The organism is Streptomyces sp. NPDC058620 (genome assembly GCF_042717135.1).
In the GTDB taxonomy this organism is placed as follows: Bacteria; Actinomycetota; Actinomycetes; order Streptomycetales; family Streptomycetaceae; genus Streptomyces.
The window spans coordinates 143,940-160,915 of the sequence record NZ_JBHXQO010000009.1 but is presented as its reverse complement, the minus strand read 5'-3'; the positions used below and the strand labels follow the sequence as shown (position 1 = coordinate 160,915).

Sequence of the window (16,976 nt, the reverse complement as noted above, 5' to 3'; positions counted from 1 at the left end):
GGTCCGGGGGGTCCTGGATCAGCCGTACAGGGCGGCGATGGACGAGGCGAGTGCCGCGGGCACGTCCTGGACCCGGGTGTGGTGACCGTCCCGGACGATGTGCCGGCCTGCCACGACCGTGTGCCGCACATCGGCGGCGGAGGCGGCGAATACGACTGCTTCGGCTGCCAGCCGGGGCAGCGGTCCCGCTGTTCTGACGGAGTCCAGGGCGACGGTGGTGAAGTCGGCGGGCGCGCCGGGTTCGATGATTCCCGCGTCCGGGCGGCCGAGTGCGGCGTGCCCGGTGGCCGAGGCCGCCCGGAGCAGGGCCGAGGCCGTCCAGTGGCCCCGGACGTGGGTGCGCAGGCGCTCGTTGAGCTCCATCGCGCGCGCCTCTTCGAACAGGTCGATCACGGCGTGACTGTCACTGCCCAGCGACAGCGGGGAGCCCGCGCGCTGAAGGGCGACGGCGGGGCCGATGCCGTCGGCGAGGTCGCGTTCGGTGGTGGGGCACATGCAGGTGCCGGTGACCGAGGAGCCCAGCAGATCGATGTCCTCGGCCGTGAGGTGCGTGTTGTGGATGCCGGTCGTGCGGCGGCCGAGCACGCCGTGGTCGGCGAGCAGCCGGGTGGGCGTGCGGCCGTGGGCCGCGAGGCATGCCTCGTTCTCCGCGATCTGCTCGGAGAGGTGGACATGGAGCGGGGCGTCCCTCTCCTCGGACCACTGCGCGACGGTGGCGAGCTGCCCGGCCGGCACGGCGCGTACGGAGTGGATGGCGGCGCCGATCAGCGCGTGGTCGTCGCCCTTGAGGAGGGAGGCGCGCTCGGCCCAGGCGTCGGCGGTGGTGTCGGAGAAGCGCAGCTGCTGGCGTGCGGGCTTCTGGCCGAATCCGGCGGCGAGGTAGGCGGTGTCCAGCAGGGTGATGCGGATACCGGCCTCGGCGGCGGCGGCGATGAGCGCTTCACCCATCGCGTTCGGGTTCTCGTAGGGGGTGCCGCCCGGCGCGTGGTGCAGATAGTGGAACTCGCCGACGGAGGTGATGCCGGCCAGGGCCATTTCGGCGTACGTGGCGAGGGCCAGGTCGTAATACGTGTCGGGGGTCAGCCGGGAGGCCGTCCCGTACATCAGCTCGCGCCAGGTCCAGAAGGTGCCGGAGCCCACCTGGACGCTGCCGCGCAGGGCCCGGTGGAAGGCGTGCGAGTGGGTGTTGGCCAGCCCGGGGAGCGTCAGTCCGCGCAGCACCGTGGCGCCGGGCGGGGGTGCGTCGACGCCGGTGCGCACGCCGGTGATCCGTCCCCCGGTCACGTCCAGGGTGACGCCCGGCTCGACGTGACGGCCGAGCCAGGCGTGGGAGAGCCAGTAGGTGACGGAGCCGGGGGCGCCGGGCGTCGGGGTCGGCTCGGTTGTCAGCGGCACGCGAGGCCCTCCAGTACGTCGGCGAGTGCGATCACACCGGCCACGCAGTCGTCCTCGGCGGCGTATTCGGCCGGCGAGTGCGAAATGCCGGTGGGGTTGCGGACGAACAGCATGGCGGTAGGCACCGAAGCGGACAAAATACCCGCATCGTGGCCCGCTCCCGTGCCGAGGACGGGTACGGCGCGGCCCGTGTCGCGGGAGGGCCGCCCGGCGAGGAGCCCGGCGATCTCGTCCCGCAGGGCGTGCTCGAACTCCACCACCGGGGTGAAGGACTCCCGGACGACGTCGAGATCGATCCCGGCCCGCTCCGCGTGTTCGCGGGCGGCGCGCTCGATTCCCGTGACCACGGCGTCCAGGGTGGCCTGGTCGGCGGCGCGGGAGTCGAGCCAGCCGCGCACGAGGGAGGGGATGGCGTTGACCCCGTTCGGCTCGACAGCGATCTTGCCGAAGGTGGCCAGCCCGCCGGCGAGCTCCGCCTCCCGGCGGGCGGCGAGCACGGTCTCGGCGTACGTGAGCATCGGGTCGCGCCGGTCGGCGAGCCGGGTGGTGCCCGCGTGGTTGGCCTCGCCCCGGAAGTCGAAGCGCCAGCGCCCGTGCGGCCAGATGGCGGATGCGATGCCGACCGGGTCGCCGGTGAGGTCGAGGGCCCGCCCCTGCTCCACGTGCAGTTCGACGAACGCGCCGATGCGGGCGAGCCGTTCGGGGTCCGGGCCGATCGCCTCGGGGTCGTATCCGGCGGCTGCCATGGCCTGCGGCAGGGACACCCCGTCCCCGTCGCGGAGCAGGTGGGCGTTCTCGCGGGTCAGCTGCCCGGCGGCGAGCCGGGAGCCGACGCACGCGAGCCCGAAGCGGGCCCCCTCCTCGTCACCGAAGTTGGTGATGGCCAGAGGCTTGACGAACTCCGCTCCCCTGCGGCGGAGTTCGTCGAGCGCGGCGAAGGAGGAGACCACGCCGAGCGGGCCGTCGAAGGCACCGCCGTCCGGCACCGAGTCGAGGTGCGAGCCGGTGACGACGGCGTCGCCCGCGAGGGGGTCACCGAGCCAGGCCCACTGGTTGCCGTTGCGGTCCACCTCACAGCTGAGACCTCGGGATTCGGCCTGCGCACGGAACCAGGCCCGGCAGTCCGTGTCGGCCCCGGTCCAGGCGTACCGCCGGTATCCGCCGGAGCCGGCGTCGCGTCCGACGGGCGCGAGGTCGCGCCACATCTCGTGGAAGGAGGAGCCGCCGGCCGGCCCGGCCGTGGCCGGGCGCGGCGGGGTGGGACGCGGCGCGGAGGTGGCCTCCGCGCCGGGGGAACGGCTGCCCGCGGCGGCGGTCACTCGCCCTCCGTCATCGGGACGCGCACGCCCTTGTCCTCGGCGACCGACTCCGCGATGTCGTACCCGGCGTCGACGTGCCGGATGACGCCCATGCCCGGGTCGTTCGTCAGCACCCGGCGGATCTTCTCGCCCGCCAGCTTCGTGCCGTCGGCAACGGTGACCTGGCCCGCGTGGATGGAGCGCCCCATGCCGACGCCACCACCGTGGTGGATCGACACCCAGGACGCCCCGGACGCCACGTTGACCATGGCGTTCAGCAGCGGCCAGTCGGCGATCGCGTCGGAGCCGTCGAGCATGGCCTCGGTCTCGCGGTACGGCGAGGCGACCGAGCCGCAGTCCAGGTGGTCGCGCCCGATGGCCAGCGGGGCGGCGAGCTCGCCGCTCGCCACCATGTCGTTGAAGCGCTCGCCGGCCTTGTCGCGCTCGCCGTAGCCGAGCCAGCAGATGCGGGCGGGCAGCCCCTGGAAGTGGACGCGCTCACCGGCCATCTTGATCCAGCGGTGCAGTGACTCGTTCTCCGGGAAGAGTTCGAGCATCGCCTTGTCCGTCTTGTGGATGTCGGACGCCTCGCCCGACAGCGCGGCCCAGCGGAAGGGCCCCCTGCCCTCGCAGAAGAGCGGCCGGATGTACGCGGGAACGAAGCCCGGGAAGTCGAACGCCCGTGTGTACCCGGCGAGTTGCGCCTCGCCACGGATCGAGTTGCCGTAGTCGAAGACCTCGGCTCCCGCGTCCATGAAGCCGACCATCGCCTCGACGTGCGCGGCCATCGACTCCCGCGCCCGCTGGGTGAAGTCGGCGGGCTTCTCGGCGGCGTAGGAGGCCATGTCGTCGAAGTCGACGCCGAGCGGCAGGTAGGCGAGCGGGTCGTGCGCGCTGGTCTGGTCGGTGACGATGTCGACCGGGGCGCCTTCGGCGAGCATGCGGGGCAGCAGCTCCGCCGCGTTGCCGAGCAGGCCGATGGAGAGCGGGCGACGGGCGTCGCGGGCCTCCACGGCCAGCTGGAGCGCGTGCTCCAGGTTGTCGGCCTTCACATCGAGGAAGCGGTGCTCGATCCGGCGCTCGATGGCGCGCGGGTCGCAGTCGATACAGATCGCGACGCCGTCGTTCATGGTCACGGCCAGCGGCTGGGCGCCGCCCATGCCGCCGAGACCGGCGGTCAGGGTGATCGTCCCCGCGAGCGTCCCGTCGAACTTCTTGGCGGCGACGGCGGCGAACGTCTCGTACGTGCCCTGGAGGATGCCCTGCGTGCCGATGTAGATCCACGACCCGGCGGTCATCTGCCCGTACATCGTGAGGCCGAGGGACTCCAGACGGCGGAATTCCTCCCAGTTCGCCCAGTCGCCGACCAGGTTGGAGTTGGCGATCAGGACGCGCGGCGCCCACTCGTGGGTCTGCATGACGCCGACCGGCCGCCCGGACTGCACGAGCATCGTCTCGTCCTGCTTGAGCGTCCGCAGCGTACGGACCATGGCGTCGAACGAACGCCAGTCGCGGGCCGCCTTGCCCGTACCGCCGTAGACGACGAGCTTGTCGGGGTGCTCGGCGACCTCGGGGTCGAGATTGTTCTGCAGCATGCGGAGGGCGGCTTCCTGCTGCCATCCCAGGGCGCTCAGTTCGGTACCGCGCGGTGCCCGTACGGGGCGGGGTCCTGACATGGCAATGCCTCCTCGCGACTGTGAATCTTCTATTCACATCCTGAAGGTCTGAATACTTGTAGTCAACAGGTGAGCCGGCGCCACGCCAGGGCAGATGCCTGTCACCACACCCCCGGGGGGAGACATCCTGTGACCGCATCGCACACGTCCGAGCCGCCCGCTCCAGCGGAGACACCCGCGCTCAAGCGGGCCATCGGCCCCAAACTGCTGATCCTCTTCGTGATCGGCGACATCCTGGGCACCGGCATCTACGCCACCACGGGCAAGGTCGCGGGCAAGGTCGGCGGGGCGCTCTGGCTGCCGTTCCTGATCGGCTTCGTCGTCGCGATCCTGACGGCCGCCTCGTACGTGGAACTCGTCGGCAAGTACCCCAAGGCGGCCGGGGCCGCGCTCTACGCCCAGAAGGCGTTCAAGATCCCGTTCCTGACCTTCGTGATCGCCTTCATGGTGATGTGCTCGGGCCTGTCCTCCGCGAGCGCCGCCGCCCTCGCCTTCAGCGGCGACTACCTCGGCGAGTTCACCTCCGCCGTGCCGCCCACGCTGGTCGCCATCCTCTTCATCCTGGCCCTCGCGGCGATCAATCTGCGCGGCGTCGCCGAATCGGTGAAGGCCAACGTCGTCCTGACGATCGTGGAGGTCACCGGTCTGGCGGTGATCCTGTCCATCGGCGCGTACGCCGTCCTGTCGGGTGAGGGGGAGCCGTCCCGGCTGACCGAGTTCGAGGCGAGCGGCACCGGGTTCGCGCTGATCACCGGGGTGCTCGGCGCGACCGCGCTCGGCTTCTTCGCCTTCGTCGGCTTCGAGGACTCGGTGAACATGGCCGAGGAGACCCAGGACCCGGCCCGCACCTTCCCGCGCGCCATCTTCATCGGCGTCGCCGTGACGGGCACGATCTACGTGCTGGTGGCCCTGATCTCCTCCCTGCTGGTCGACTACCGCACCCTGGAGGGGTCCAGTGGCCCGCTCCTCGAAGTGGTGAAGGCGGGCGGCATCGATTTCCCGCCGAAACTCTTCGCCCTGATCGCCCTGTTCGCGGTCACCAACTCCGCCCTGATCAACATCATGATGGCCTCGCGCCTCTGCTACGGCATGGCCAACGAACGCATCCTGCCGCGCGCCATGGGCCGGGTCCTCGCCGGGCGCCGCACCCCCTGGGTCGGTATCGTCTTCGTCTCCGTACTCGCCATCGGCCTCGTCTCCACCGGCGAGATCGAGGGTCTCGGCGACACGACGGCCTTCCTCCTGCTGTGCGTCTTCGCCGTGGTCAACATCGCCGTACTCGTCCTGCGCAGGGACCCGGTGGACCACCCCCACTTCCGTACGCCGACGGCGCTGCCCGTGCTCGGAGCGATCACGGCCCTGATCCTGGCCAGCCCGCTCGCCGACCGGGACGCGGACGTCTACATCAGGGCGGGGATCCTGCTGCTGATCGGCATCGGCCTGTGGGTGGTCAACAAGGTGGTGATGACCGCGCGCGAGAAGGACTGACGCGGGCGGCCCCATGCGGACAGCCTCCTTACACGGCCGTCCGCATGTACCAATGGAAAATGCCAGAACTCCCCCCTGGCGCAGCCACGTTGCGTAACCTCTGGGTCACAGCCGTACGCGACGTCGGGAGGGGAGTCCGCGTGCCCGGAATCGACGAGTGCCTGCTCGAAGTCATGAAACTGCCCGGGGCCCGGGGCGCCGCAGTGGTCGACTGGACCAGCGGCCTCGCCCTCGGTACCGCCGGTGAATCGCCCAACGGCGACCACGAGGCCACCGCGGCGGAGACGGCGGAGGTGGCGCGGATGGCGGCCGAGCAGCCCGCGTTCGCGCTCCCGCCGCCCGGAGAGGCGACCGGAGAGAGACCGGGCCCGCCGGTCGAGGACGTCATCATCACGACGCACGCCGGCTACCACATACTCCGCTTCGTCGAGACGGCCTTCGACAGCAGCGTCTTCCTGCATCTGTGGCTGGACCGGGCGGAAGGCAATCTCGCCCTCGCCCGCCTGCGGCTCGGCGAGATGGCGGAGCGGCTGGTCCTGGCATGACTCCCACCAGCGCCGGTCCCGAGGGGGACGCGCGACGCGCCCCGCCCTCCCCCATGCTCCAGCGCCTGGCGGCCGAGCGCGCCACCGGCGCCCTGATGCGGGACAGCGGCACCCTCTACCTCGCGGACGGCCAGGTGGTGCACGCCGAGAGCCCCGCCACCCCCGGCATCGACATCCTGCTGACCACGGGCGGCGCCCTGCGCCACGAGGGCTGGTGGGACGCGGTGGCCCAGGCGGGGGCCGGACAGCGGGTGGGCCGCTACCTGGTGGACAGCGGCCATGTGCCCGGCGGGGCACTGGAGTTATGCCATCTCGGTGCCTTGTACGACGCGGCGTTCTTCGCCCTCGCCCCGACCCGGACCCCGGCCAGATTCCGCTACGGCGTCTCGCACTGGATCGGCCCCGTCCGTCCCGTCGCCGTCGAGGCCGTACAGCGCGAAACGCTCAGGCGCCGTGAACTGCTGGACCGGATCTGGCCCGAGGCGCTGACCGACACCGCGCCGGTGACCCGCACCGCACATCCCGTGGACGCGCCCGTCCCGCCCCGCCAGCTCCGCGTCCTGGAACTGGCCGACGGCGTGCGGACGGCCTCGGACATCGCCCGGGAGCTGGGCCGTTCGGCGTTCCACACCCTGGTCGGCCTGCGGCGGCTCGCGGCTGCCGGGCTGGTCGAAGCGGTCGGACGTGACGCGGCATCATCCGCCGCGACGTCCCGCCGGGCCACCCTGCCCGAGGTGACGGCCGACCCCGATGTAGCCCTGTTGCGCCGGCTCCGAGACGCATTGGAGGCCCTGTGATACGCGCGCTCAGACAGCGTGCCGGGAGGAGACAACTGATGGTGCCCGAGGCCGAAGTGCAGGATGTCCTCGACGAACTCCAGCGGTTACGGGCCCGCGTCCCCCTTCTCTCCGGCGCACTGGCTGCCAGCACCGACGGCCTGGTCGTGGCCCATGACACGCCGGGCGTGGAAGCCGAGGGAGTGGCCGCGCTGACCGCCGCCGCACTCGGCGTGGCGATCCGGATGACCGACGCCACCGGCCGGGGTGGCTTCCGCGAACTCCTGGTACGCGGCAACACCGGCTACATCGCCACCTACGCGGCAGGCACCTCCGCCGTCCTCACGCTGCTGGCCGAGGACCGCATCAACGTCGGCCGACTCCATCTGGAGGGCCGCCGCGCGGGCACCCGTATCGGCGAACTCATCGACGCGGCACTGGCCCGCCCCGGCCGGCCCGCGCGCGCCGTGGGCGGCCCGCAGCCGCCCGCCCCGCCGAACAGCCCCCTGCCGCACCGCCCCACCACCTAGCTGCCCCACCGGCCCCACCGGGACGGACGACCCACACAGAAACGGCTCCGGTCACTCCGACCGGCCAGGGAAAGGAAACGAGCACCCATGGCGAACACCGAAGCGGCACTGAAGGAAGCGATGTCGTCCATCGAGGGCACCACTGGTGTCGCCCTCGTCGACTACACGAGCGGCATGGCTCTGGGCACGCTCGGCGGTGGCAAGGACTTCAACCTGGAGGTCGCGGCCGCGGGCAACACCGATGTCGTACGCGCCAAGCTCCGCACCATGGAACACCTCGGCATCCAGGACGAGATCGAGGACATCCTCATCACGCTGGGCACCCAGTACCACCTGATCCGGCTGCTCAAGACCCGTGGCAACAACGGCCTGTTCCTCTACCTGGTGCTGGACTCCGGCCGCGCCAACCTGGCGATGGCCCGCCACCAGCTGAAGCGGATCGAGGCCGAGCTGGAGATCTGACCCGCTCACCGGGAACGCCGCGCCGCGCCGCACCTGGCGCGGCGTCCCGGCCGCGGGGCACCGGATCTACTCGACGAACAGACCGCGGGCCGCGGCCCGCGCGTCGAACTCCTCCAGCCGGGCCTGCGCGTCCGGCAGGGCGTCGCACATGGCCTCCAGCAGCACCCGCCCCAGCAGCATCGGCGCGCACGCGGTGTCGAAGGCGAGCCCGGTCCCGACAGCGGCCGGAATGAGCAGATCGCTGTGCTTGGCCACCGGAGCGAATGCCGAGTCGGCGACGGTCACCACCGTCAGCCCCTGCTCCTGGGCGTACGCGAGTCCGTCCAGGACCTCCCTGGGATGACGCGGCAGCGCGAAGCACATCAATGCTGTGGCGCCCGCCCGCCGGACGGCGTCGATCCGGTCGAGCAACGCGCTCCCGCCCTCGTCGAGCACCCGGACATCGGGGTGCACCTTGGCCGCGAAGTAGCCGAAGCCACGCGCCTGCGAGGACGCGGCCCGCAGCCCCAGCACGGGCAGCGGCCGCGACCCGGCGAGCAGCTGTCCCGCCCGCTCCACCGGCCCGGGGTCGGCGAGCAGCTCGGTCAGATGCCGAAGGTTCTCGATCTCGGCCCTGACGGCCTGCTGGTACTCGTTGTACGTGTCCTCGGCACCCGCAGCCGTCCCGGCGGGGGCCACTTCCCGCAGATGCCTGCGCAGGGCGGGATAGCCGTCGAAGCCGAGCGCCACGGCGAACCGGGTGACGGACGGCTGGCTGACCCCCGCCAGCTCGGCGAGCTCCACACTGGACAGGAACGGCGCGTCACCGGCCCTGCGCACCATGGAGTGGGCGATCCGGCGCTGGGTGGGCGTGAGCCGATGCCCCTCGAAGAGCCGCTGCAACCGCGCAGCCGGGCTGCTCCCGCTCATGCTGACCCTCCAGAGATCACCGCGCCGGTCCGGCGCCGGCAATTCCATTCAGCCAGCAAGCGGCCTGCATGTCCATATACAGGCGGGCTCGCGCCGCTCCGGGAGCCCTGGTCGCGGGCCTCCCGGTGGCAAACAGGGGGGATAGCCCCACTGACCGGGACGCCCCGGACTTCGTACGGTACGAAGCATGGAAGCCCGCGATCCTGAGCTCAGGAAAGAGCTCGACGCCACCGTGCAGGCCCGCGCCGAACTGGGCCCCGAGTACGAGTCCGTGCTCATCGACTCGTTCCTGGAGAAGGTCGAGCACCGTCTCGAAGGGACGCTCGACCGGCGGGTGCGCCGGCATCTCACCGAGCAGCAGATGGCCGTCGCCCGCGAGGCGCGCTCACCGCAGGCCATGGGGAGGTTCGGCGAGCGCTTCGGATTCGGCATCGTTTCGCTGGTCCTGGCGATCCCGCTCTCCGCGATCGGTGTCGCGAACGCCGGGATCGACGGACTGGTCGTGGCCTGGCTCGGGATCGTGGGCGTCAACGCGGTGAACGCGGCCCACGGCCGGGTCTGGGCCCGGTCCGCGCGGGACGGGCGGCGGGCGGCCTGCGACCGGGAGGAGTGAGTTTGCCGGGAACCGGCGTCCTCGACGCGCTGTCCGGCGGGATATGTCGCGGGGACCGCCGCACCCCCGGTTGCCCGGGGGGCGGGACGACGACGGTCCCCGCGAGGGACACGGTCCGGGTCAGGGCCGGGTGCCGCGTCCTGGCGACGGTGGAGGTCCGGGAGCCGCTCCGTAGTCCGTGTCGCCGATCTTGGGTGCCGGCGGGTTTCCCTGCCGACACCCACCAATCTGCCCGAGCCGTGTTAAGCGGGTGCTGCGTGTACGTGACGCGCTCGTACCGTTTTCACGAAGCCCGGACACACCGCGTTACGCCTTCGTACCCGCGTCCTTGGCGAGGAACGCCAGCAGGTCCTGCCTGCTCACGACGCCCTTGGGCTTGCCCTCCACCAGCACGATCGCCGCGTCCGCGCCGTCCGCGCCGCTGAGCGCGGCCATCAGGTCCTCGACCGGCTCGCCGGAGCCGACCTGCGGCAGCGGGGCCGACATGTGCTTCTCCAGCGAGTCCGAGAGCTGGGCGCGCTGGGTGAACAGGGCGTCCAGGAGCTGACGCTCCACGACGGAGCCGATGACCTCGGCGGCCATCACGTCCGGGTGGCCCGCGCCCGGCTTCACGATCGGCATCTGGGAGACGCCGTACTCGCGGAGCACCTCGATCGCCTCGCCGACCGTCTCCTCCGGGTGCATGTGGACGAGGTGCGGCAGCGGGCCTTCCTTGTAGTCCAGGACGGCGCCGACGCGGGCGGACGGGCCGGTGTTCTCCAGGAACCCGTAGTCCGCCATCCACTCGTCGTTGAAGATCTTGCTCAGATAGCCGCGTCCGCTGTCGGGGAGCAGCACGACGACCACGTCGTCCGGTCCCAGACGCGAGGCGACCTCCAGGGCCGCCACGACCGCCATGCCGCAGGAACCGCCGACGAGCAGGCCCTCCTCCTTGGCGAGGCGACGGGTCATCTGGAAGGAGTCCTTGTCGGACACCGCGACGATCTCGTCCGTGACGGTGCGGTCGTAGGCGGTGGGCCAGAAGTCCTCACCGACACCCTCGACCAGATACGGGCGCCCGGAGCCGCCCGAGTAGACCGAACCCTCCGGGTCCGCGCCGATGACCTTCACCGAGCCGTCGCTGATCTCCTTGAGATAGCGCCCGGTGCCCGAGATGGTGCCGCCCGTGCCGACGCCCGCCACGAAGTGGGTGATGCGGCCGTCCGTCTGCTCCCAGAGCTCCGGCCCGGTCGTCTCGTAGTGGGAGCGCGGGTTGTTCGGGTTGGAGTACTGGTCGGGCTTCCAGGCCCCCGGCGTCTCACGGACCAGCCGGTCGGAGACGTTGTAGTACGAGTCCGGGTGCTCGGGGTCGACCGCCGTCGGGCAGACGACGACCTCGGCGCCGTAGGCGCGCATCACATTGATCTTGTCCATGGACACCTTGTCAGGGCAGACGAAGATGCACTTGTAGCCCTTCTGCTGCGCGACGATGGCGAGGCCGACGCCTGTGTTGCCGCTGGTCGGCTCGACGATCGTGCCGCCGGGCTTGAGCTCGCCGCTCTGCTCGGCCGCCTCGATCATGCGCAGCGCGATGCGGTCCTTCACCGACCCGCCTGGGTTGAAGTACTCGACCTTGGCCAGGACCGTCGCCTGAATGCCGGCCGACACATTGCGCAGCCTCACCAGCGGGGTGTTGCCAACAAGACTGATCATCGAATCGTGGAATTGCACCGTGTACTCCGGGATCTCCGAGATGGTCCGGCCAGAGTATGCGTACGGGCACGAGATTGGGCGAAGCGATTGGGCGCTGCCACCCGCGGGGCAGGTAGATGTCAGTACGTCGTACGGCGAAGAGGAGGTGGACCCGACTGTGTCGAGGGCGAGGGTGGCACGGCGGATCGCGGCGGGCGCTGCTTACGGAGGCGGCAGCATCGGGCTGATCGGAGCCGCGACGGTGGGTGTGGTGCTGGCGGAGGTCCAGCTGGCGAAACGGCAGGTGGGCGGGGGTACAGCACCCGTGCCACCGAGTGCGGACGGGCGGTACGGGGTGGCGTTCACCGGCCCCGCGGAACCGCTGCGGCTCGTCATGCTCGGCGATTCGACGGCGGCGGGCCAGGGGGTGCGCAGGCCCGGGCAGACGCCGGCGGCGTTGCTCGCCTCGGGGCTCGCGGCAGTGTCGGAACGGCCGGTGGATCTGCGGAACGTCGCGTTGCCGGGGGCCAGGTCCGATGATCTGGAGCGCCAGGTCTCGCTGCTGCTGGCGGACCCCGCGCGGGTTCCCGACGCCTGCGTGATCATGATCGGGGCGAACGATGTGACGCACCGGATGCCCGCCACCCAGTCGGTTCGGTGTCTGACCACGGCCGTCCGCAGGCTGCGGACCGCGGGCGCCGAGGTCATCGTCGGTACGTGTCCGGACCTGGGGACGATCGAGCCGGTCTACCAGCCGCTGCGCTGGCTGGCCCGGCGGGTGAGCCGGCAACTGGCGGCGGCGCAGACCATCGGCGCCGTGGAGCAGGGCGGGCGCACCGTGTCGCTGGGCGATCTGCTGGGGCCGGAGTTCGAGGCGAACCCGCGCGAGCTGTTCGGCCCGGACAACTACCACCCGTCGGCGGAGGGGTACGCGACGGCGGCGATGGCGATGCTGCCGACCGTGTGCGCGGCGCTCGGCCTGTGGCCGGAGTCGGACCGGCTGGACGGCGCCCGGAGCGAGGGCATGCTGCCGGTGGCCAAGGCGGCCTCCAAGGCGGCACGGGAGGCCGGTACGGAGGTCACGGGGGCGCGGGCTCCCTGGGCCCTGCTCAAGCACCGCAGGCGGCGGCGTCTGCCCGCGGCCACGGAACCGGCCTCGCACCCGGACACACAGGCCGCCACGGCCCCGGAGACCCGCCTGGACGGGCACCCGGGCCCCGGCAGGGACCCCCACACGGACCGGCACCCCGGCACCGGCGGGGTCACCGGCCGCGACCCGGGCACGGGCTCGTCGTACCGGGAGGCACGACAGAGAGACTGAGCGGTTGCTTAGAAAAGAGGCCCGCATCACACGGCCTGCTGGGTGACCTCAGCGATACGTCCGGGTAACTTCCAAGTCAGCCAAGCCTTCCAGCCTGCCTTCCAGCCCTCATGGAGCCGCGTGATGCCCGAAGCCGTGATCGTCTCTGCCGCCCGTTCGCCGATCGGCCGGGCCTTCAAGGGGTCCCTCAAGGACCTGCGCGCGGACGACCTGACCGCCACCATCATCCAGACCGCGCTGGCCAAGGTCCCCGAGCTGGACCCCAGGGACATCGATGACCTGATGCTCGGCTGCGGTCTCCCCGGGGGCGAGCAGGGCAACAACCTGGGCCGCATCATCGCCGTACAGATGGGGATGGACCACCTTCCCGGCTGTACGGTCACCCGCTACTGCTCGTCCTCGCTGCAGACCAGCCGCATGGCACTGCACGCCATCAAGGCCGGCGAGGGCGACGTGTTCATCTCGGCCGGTGTCGAGATGGTGTCCCGCTTCGTGAAGGGCAACTCCGACAGCCTGCCGGACACGCACAACCCGCTCTTCGCCGAGGCCGAGGCCCGCACCGCAGCGCGCGCCGAGCAGGAGGGCGCGACCTGGCACGACCCGCGCGAGGACGGCGTCGTCCCGGACGCGTACATCTCGATGGGGCAGACCGCGGAGAACCTGGCCCGGCTCAAGGGCGTCACCCGCCAGGACATGGACGAGTTCGGCGTACGGTCGCAGAACCTCGCCGAAGCAGCCATCAAGAACGGCTTCTGGGAGCGCGAGATCACCCCGGTGACGACGCCGGACGGCACCGTCGTCTCGCAGGACGACGGCCCGCGCGCGGGCGTCACGCTGGAGGGCGTGCAGGGCCTGAAGCCGGTCTTCCGCCCGGACGGCCTGGTCACCGCCGCCAACTGCTGCCCGCTCAACGACGGCGCCGCCGCCCTGGTGATCATGTCGGACACCAAGGCGCGCGAGCTGGGCCTGACCCCGCTGGCCCGGATCGTTTCGACCGGCGTCTCCGGCCTGTCCCCCGAGATCATGGGCTACGGGCCGGTCGAAGCCAGCAAGCAGGCGCTGAAGCGCGCCGGGCTGACCGTCGGCGACATCGACCTGGCCGAGATCAACGAGGCGTTCGCCGCCCAGGTCATCCCCTCCTACCGCGACCTCGGCCTGCCGCTGGACAAGGTCAACGTCAACGGCGGCGCCATCGCCGTCGGCCACCCGTTCGGTATGACCGGCGCCCGGATCACCGGCACGCTGATCAACAGCCTGCAGTTCCACGACAAGCAGTTCGGTCTTGAGACCATGTGCGTGGGCGGCGGCCAGGGCATGGCCATGGTCATCGAGCGGCTCAGCTAGTCCAGGACCCGGCGGGCCGCGGACAGGCGGCCCCCGCCACTCCCTCGGAACGGCCGCTTCGAACCGGACCGAGCCCCGACCGTGACCGAATCTCCCCCAGGATGTGATCTATGTCCCGGGGGAGAGTCGTTTTCCCAGGTCACGCTAGTCACAGGGTTAAACACCAGGCCCAAAGACCTGTCCAATTCGTGACGTAATGCACTGACAGCAGGCACACGTCCAGGACAAGCTGATGTAGGAAGTCGGGGGGATCGATTGAAACCGGGAGTATGTCAGTGAGCGCCATGTCATTTGCCCTGTTGCTGACCACCGCCGCTGCCACGGCTGTCGGCGCCGCTGCTCTGCACGCCGCTCACGGGCTGCGCAAGCAGGTCGCGGCACTGCGTACCGAGCTGGCCGCGAGCCGGTTCGACGCGGCCACCGTGCCACCGCAGAGCCGCAGCAGCGCCACCCCCGCCGCGGAGATACGCGCGGCCGTCACCGAGGCACTCGCCGAGGAACGGGAGCGCGAGCTCGCCGAGGCGCGTGCCTTCTGGGCGGCCCAGGAGGCCCGCGACGCCACCGACGCCCCGTCCCTGCTGGGCGGGCTGGCCGGTCTCGGCGACGACGTGCCGTTCTTCCTCCCGCGCCAGGCCGACTTCGCCGGCCTCGAAGCGATGGACCTCGAAGCGACCGAGGCCCTGGAGGAGCTGACGGAGCTCAGCGAGCGGGCCCTGGCCGAGCGCGAACTCGTCGAGATCACCGAGCTTCCGGAGATCTCCGAGTACCCCGAGGACTCCCCCGAGCTGGCCGCGGCCCGCCGCCGCCACCCCTCGCACCCCGACTTCGTCCCCGTGCAGGCACCCGTGGTCACCGACCACGAGCGCACCGTGAGCCGTCTCGAAGAACTCGCCGACACGGCCATCGAGCTGACGGACGTCCGTCCCGGCCCGCTCGGCACGCTCGACGTCTACGTCTTCGCGGACGGCACCACTCTCTGCATGACCCCGGGCCACCGGGAGACGGCCGAGCGCCTCGCCGATTCCCTGCGCGCCGGTGAGACACCGGTCCTGCTGGGCGGTTCGGGAGTCTCCGGCGCCTACGCGCTGACCTTCTCCTGCGGCCAGGACAACGTCTACATCCTCGCCGACCGGGTCATCGCCTCGTTCTAGTACGCCCTGGCGCGGGCCCTACGCGAACGCCCGCGCCGCGGCCTCGTCGACGTACCGCACGGCCTCGTCCAGCTCCACGGACGGGGCCATTACCAGTGCCACCGCCAAGTCGCGTCCCGCTACGGCGAGTTGATCACCGACGGAGAACACCCCGGCGTCCTGCATGACATACGGCTCCTGGCCGGGCCGCTCGATCCGCTGGGCCCGGACGGCCAGTTCCCTGGCCGTGGCCAGCGCCTCGGCGGCAGCGCCGCGCTGGAGCCGGCTCTGCGGGGCGGAACGCAGACGGTCGGCGAACCGGTCCACGGCGGTGATCAGCGGAGTCGTATCAAGCACTCCGCGACCTTACGCGCCCCGCCGCGATGGTTGCCAACGGGCGGACGCTCAGGCACGGTGTCGGGAAGGATTCAGCAACGCGCACTGCGTCGGAGGCGCCGATGTCTCAAGTCTTCTCCGAGGAAACCCATCGCAACCTGCTCTCCCGCATCCCTCAATGCACCGGCCGCGAGATCTCCGACTGGCTCCGCACAGTCGACGAAGGCCCGTCCCTCTTCCGCTTCGAGGAGAAGGTCAGCTGGCTGCGGAGCGAACACGATCTGGCCTACGGCCACGCCAAGGCGATCATCCACGAGTACGACCTGCGGCGGGCCGCCCGGAAGCTCGGGTAGGCGCACGCGAAACGGGACGGCCCGCAGGCGATGAGCCTGCGGGCCGTCCCGTCGTACGTGATCCCCGCGGACTAGTCGTCGCCGCTCAGGATGGAGAGCACACGCAGCATCTCCAGGTAGATCCACACCAGGGTCATGGTGAGGCCGAAGGCGGCCAGCCAGGACTCCTCGCGCGGAGCGCCGAAGGCGATGCCGTCCTCGACCTGCTTGAAGTCCAGGGCCAGGAAGCACGCGCCGAGAACGATGCCGATGACACCGAACAGGATGCCGAGGCCGCCACTGCGGAAGCCCAGGCCGTCGCCGCCGCCGATGAGGGCGAACAGCAGGTTGACCACCATCAGGAGCATGAAGCCCATGGCGGCGGCCATCACGAAGCCGTAGAAACGGCGCGTGACGCGAATCCAGCGCATCTTGTACGCGAAGAGCACACCGGCGAAGACACACATGGTGCCCAGCACCGCCTGTGCGACCACACCGGGACTGATGTAGGTGCTGACCGCGCTGGAGATGACCCCGAGGAACACGCCCTCGAAGGCCGCGTACGAGATGATCAGCGCCGGGACCGGCTTGCGCTTGAAGGACTGGATGAGCGACAGGACGAACGCCACGAGGGCGGCGCCGATCGCGATGCCGTACGACTTGCCGATGTTGGCCTCGTCGACCGGCAACAGGACCCAGGCGAGCACGGCACCGAGCACTACGGTGCCCAGCGTCATCGCCGTGCGCGTGACGACGTCGTCGATCGTCATCGCGCCGGAGCGTACGGGCGCCTGCGGCGCGCCGTACTGGGTGTCCTGCTGGGCGTAGGGGTTCGTGGCGTACGGGTTGGCGGCGGTGCCCTCGGCGTACGGGTTGGTACCCGTCGCGGGGGCCCCGGCCTGCGGTGCCGCGTTGAAGCCCGCGGTGCCGTTGTCGCGGCTGAACCCCCGTCGCGAGAAGACCGGGTTGCTGCTCCTCATTTCACTCCTCCATGGCCACACTGCGTGGCCTTGCCACAAGAGTAATGGGTAGGCAAAACAATCACCCTAGTGCTCGGGGAGGATCTTCGGCGGATCACGGGCCGCGCAGGCGGCTGCGGCGGACGCCCGCCGGTAGGCCGTGCGAGTGACCTCGTGGAGCCGGACGGGGA

At 71.1% G+C, this 16,976-nt stretch carries 17 protein-coding genes; 10 read left to right on the top strand and 7 right to left on the bottom strand.

Translation table 11 applies throughout. From position 1 onward, the window contains the following. Nucleotides 1-18 precede the first annotated feature (18 nt). From ACFWSK_RS12545 to hutU, 3 genes are all read right to left on the bottom strand, one after another. On the bottom strand, nucleotides 19-1,395 hold the full coding sequence (locus tag ACFWSK_RS12545) for a formimidoylglutamate deiminase (RefSeq protein WP_383783932.1): 1,377 nt from the start codon (nucleotides 1,393-1,395) through the stop codon (nucleotides 19-21). Beyond that, a complete protein-coding gene (locus tag ACFWSK_RS12540; protein ID WP_383784051.1) occupies nucleotides 1,386-2,600 on the bottom strand; it encodes an allantoate amidohydrolase in 1,215 nt (404 codons plus the stop codon). The genes ACFWSK_RS12545 and ACFWSK_RS12540 overlap by 10 nt, the downstream gene beginning before the upstream one ends. Nucleotides 2,601-2,710: 110 nt before the next feature. Beyond that, entirely contained in the window at nucleotides 2,711-4,369 is a 1,659-nt protein-coding gene (gene hutU / locus ACFWSK_RS12535; protein WP_383783930.1) for a urocanate hydratase, read from the bottom strand. Between the two features lie 129 nt (nucleotides 4,370-4,498). Between hutU and ACFWSK_RS12530 the strand changes: the two genes are divergently transcribed. From ACFWSK_RS12530 to ACFWSK_RS12510, 5 genes are all read left to right on the top strand, one after another. After that, the gene (locus ACFWSK_RS12530; RefSeq protein WP_383783928.1) at nucleotides 4,499-5,857 is read left to right on the top strand and encodes an APC family permease; all 1,359 of its coding nucleotides are present in this window, start codon (nucleotides 4,499-4,501) and stop codon (nucleotides 5,855-5,857) included. Nucleotides 5,858-5,997: 140 nt separating this feature from the next. Continuing rightward, entirely contained in the window at nucleotides 5,998-6,402 is a 405-nt protein-coding gene (locus tag ACFWSK_RS12525; protein ID WP_383783927.1) for a hypothetical protein, read from the top strand. Continuing rightward, nucleotides 6,399-7,199 carry a transcriptional regulator gene (locus ACFWSK_RS12520; RefSeq protein WP_383783925.1) on the top strand — a complete coding sequence of 267 codons (801 nt, stop codon included), beginning with the start codon at nucleotides 6,399-6,401 and terminating at the stop codon, nucleotides 7,197-7,199. The genes ACFWSK_RS12525 and ACFWSK_RS12520 overlap by 4 nt, the downstream gene beginning before the upstream one ends. Before the next feature lie 38 nt (nucleotides 7,200-7,237). Next, nucleotides 7,238-7,708: a roadblock/LC7 domain-containing protein gene (locus ACFWSK_RS12515; protein WP_383783923.1), complete on the top strand. Its 471-nt coding sequence runs from the start codon at nucleotides 7,238-7,240 to the stop codon at nucleotides 7,706-7,708. 87 nt (nucleotides 7,709-7,795) lie between these two features. Then, nucleotides 7,796-8,170 carry a hypothetical protein gene (locus ACFWSK_RS12510; RefSeq protein ID WP_383783921.1) on the top strand — a complete coding sequence of 125 codons (375 nt, stop codon included), beginning with the start codon at nucleotides 7,796-7,798 and terminating at the stop codon, nucleotides 8,168-8,170. A 66-nt stretch (nucleotides 8,171-8,236) separates the two neighbouring features. Here ACFWSK_RS12510 and ACFWSK_RS12505 read toward each other — a convergent pair whose 3' ends face one another. Beyond that, the gene (locus ACFWSK_RS12505; protein WP_383784048.1) at nucleotides 8,237-9,052 is read right to left on the bottom strand and encodes a MurR/RpiR family transcriptional regulator; all 816 of its coding nucleotides are present in this window, start codon (nucleotides 9,050-9,052) and stop codon (nucleotides 8,237-8,239) included. A gap of 214 nt (nucleotides 9,053-9,266) precedes the next feature. On the opposite strand from ACFWSK_RS12505, the gene ACFWSK_RS12500 reads away from it, so the two are divergent. Further along, nucleotides 9,267-9,692: a hypothetical protein gene (locus ACFWSK_RS12500; protein WP_383783919.1), complete on the top strand. Its 426-nt coding sequence runs from the start codon at nucleotides 9,267-9,269 to the stop codon at nucleotides 9,690-9,692. A gap of 306 nt (nucleotides 9,693-9,998) precedes the next feature. On the opposite strand, the gene ACFWSK_RS12495 is transcribed toward ACFWSK_RS12500, so the two are convergent. Beyond that, on the bottom strand, nucleotides 9,999-11,402 hold the full coding sequence (locus tag ACFWSK_RS12495; protein ID WP_383783917.1) for a cystathionine beta-synthase: 1,404 nt from the start codon (nucleotides 11,400-11,402) through the stop codon (nucleotides 9,999-10,001). A gap of 154 nt (nucleotides 11,403-11,556) precedes the next feature. On the opposite strand from ACFWSK_RS12495, the gene ACFWSK_RS12490 reads away from it, so the two are divergent. The 3 genes from ACFWSK_RS12490 (at nucleotide 11,557) to ACFWSK_RS12480 (ending at nucleotide 15,179) form a co-directional block, all read left to right on the top strand. After that, a complete protein-coding gene (locus ACFWSK_RS12490; protein ID WP_383784045.1) occupies nucleotides 11,557-12,684 on the top strand; it encodes an SGNH/GDSL hydrolase family protein in 1,128 nt (375 codons plus the stop codon). 123 nt (nucleotides 12,685-12,807) lie between these two features. Continuing rightward, nucleotides 12,808-14,028 (top strand): acetyl-CoA C-acetyltransferase, encoded by a 1,221-nt coding sequence (locus ACFWSK_RS12485; protein WP_383783915.1) that lies wholly within the window; start codon nucleotides 12,808-12,810, stop codon nucleotides 14,026-14,028. A 269-nt stretch (nucleotides 14,029-14,297) separates the two neighbouring features. Further along, complete coding sequence (locus tag ACFWSK_RS12480; RefSeq protein ID WP_383783913.1) at nucleotides 14,298-15,179, top strand: hypothetical protein; 882 nt, start codon at nucleotides 14,298-14,300, stop codon at nucleotides 15,177-15,179. 18 nt (nucleotides 15,180-15,197) lie between these two features. Here the strand turns inward: ACFWSK_RS12480 and ACFWSK_RS12475 are convergent, their stop codons facing one another. After that, nucleotides 15,198-15,515: a hypothetical protein gene (locus ACFWSK_RS12475; protein WP_383783911.1), complete on the bottom strand. Its 318-nt coding sequence runs from the start codon at nucleotides 15,513-15,515 to the stop codon at nucleotides 15,198-15,200. Between the two features lie 101 nt (nucleotides 15,516-15,616). Here ACFWSK_RS12475 and ACFWSK_RS12470 point away from each other — a divergent pair, with 101 nt between their 5' ends. Further along, nucleotides 15,617-15,847 (top strand): DUF4287 domain-containing protein, encoded by a 231-nt coding sequence (locus ACFWSK_RS12470; protein ID WP_328910564.1) that lies wholly within the window; start codon nucleotides 15,617-15,619, stop codon nucleotides 15,845-15,847. A 71-nt stretch (nucleotides 15,848-15,918) separates the two neighbouring features. Here ACFWSK_RS12470 and ACFWSK_RS12465 read toward each other — a convergent pair whose 3' ends face one another. Next, nucleotides 15,919-16,806 (bottom strand): Bax inhibitor-1/YccA family protein, encoded by an 888-nt coding sequence (locus ACFWSK_RS12465; RefSeq protein WP_383783909.1) that lies wholly within the window; start codon nucleotides 16,804-16,806, stop codon nucleotides 15,919-15,921. Nucleotides 16,807-16,976 lie beyond the last annotated feature (170 nt).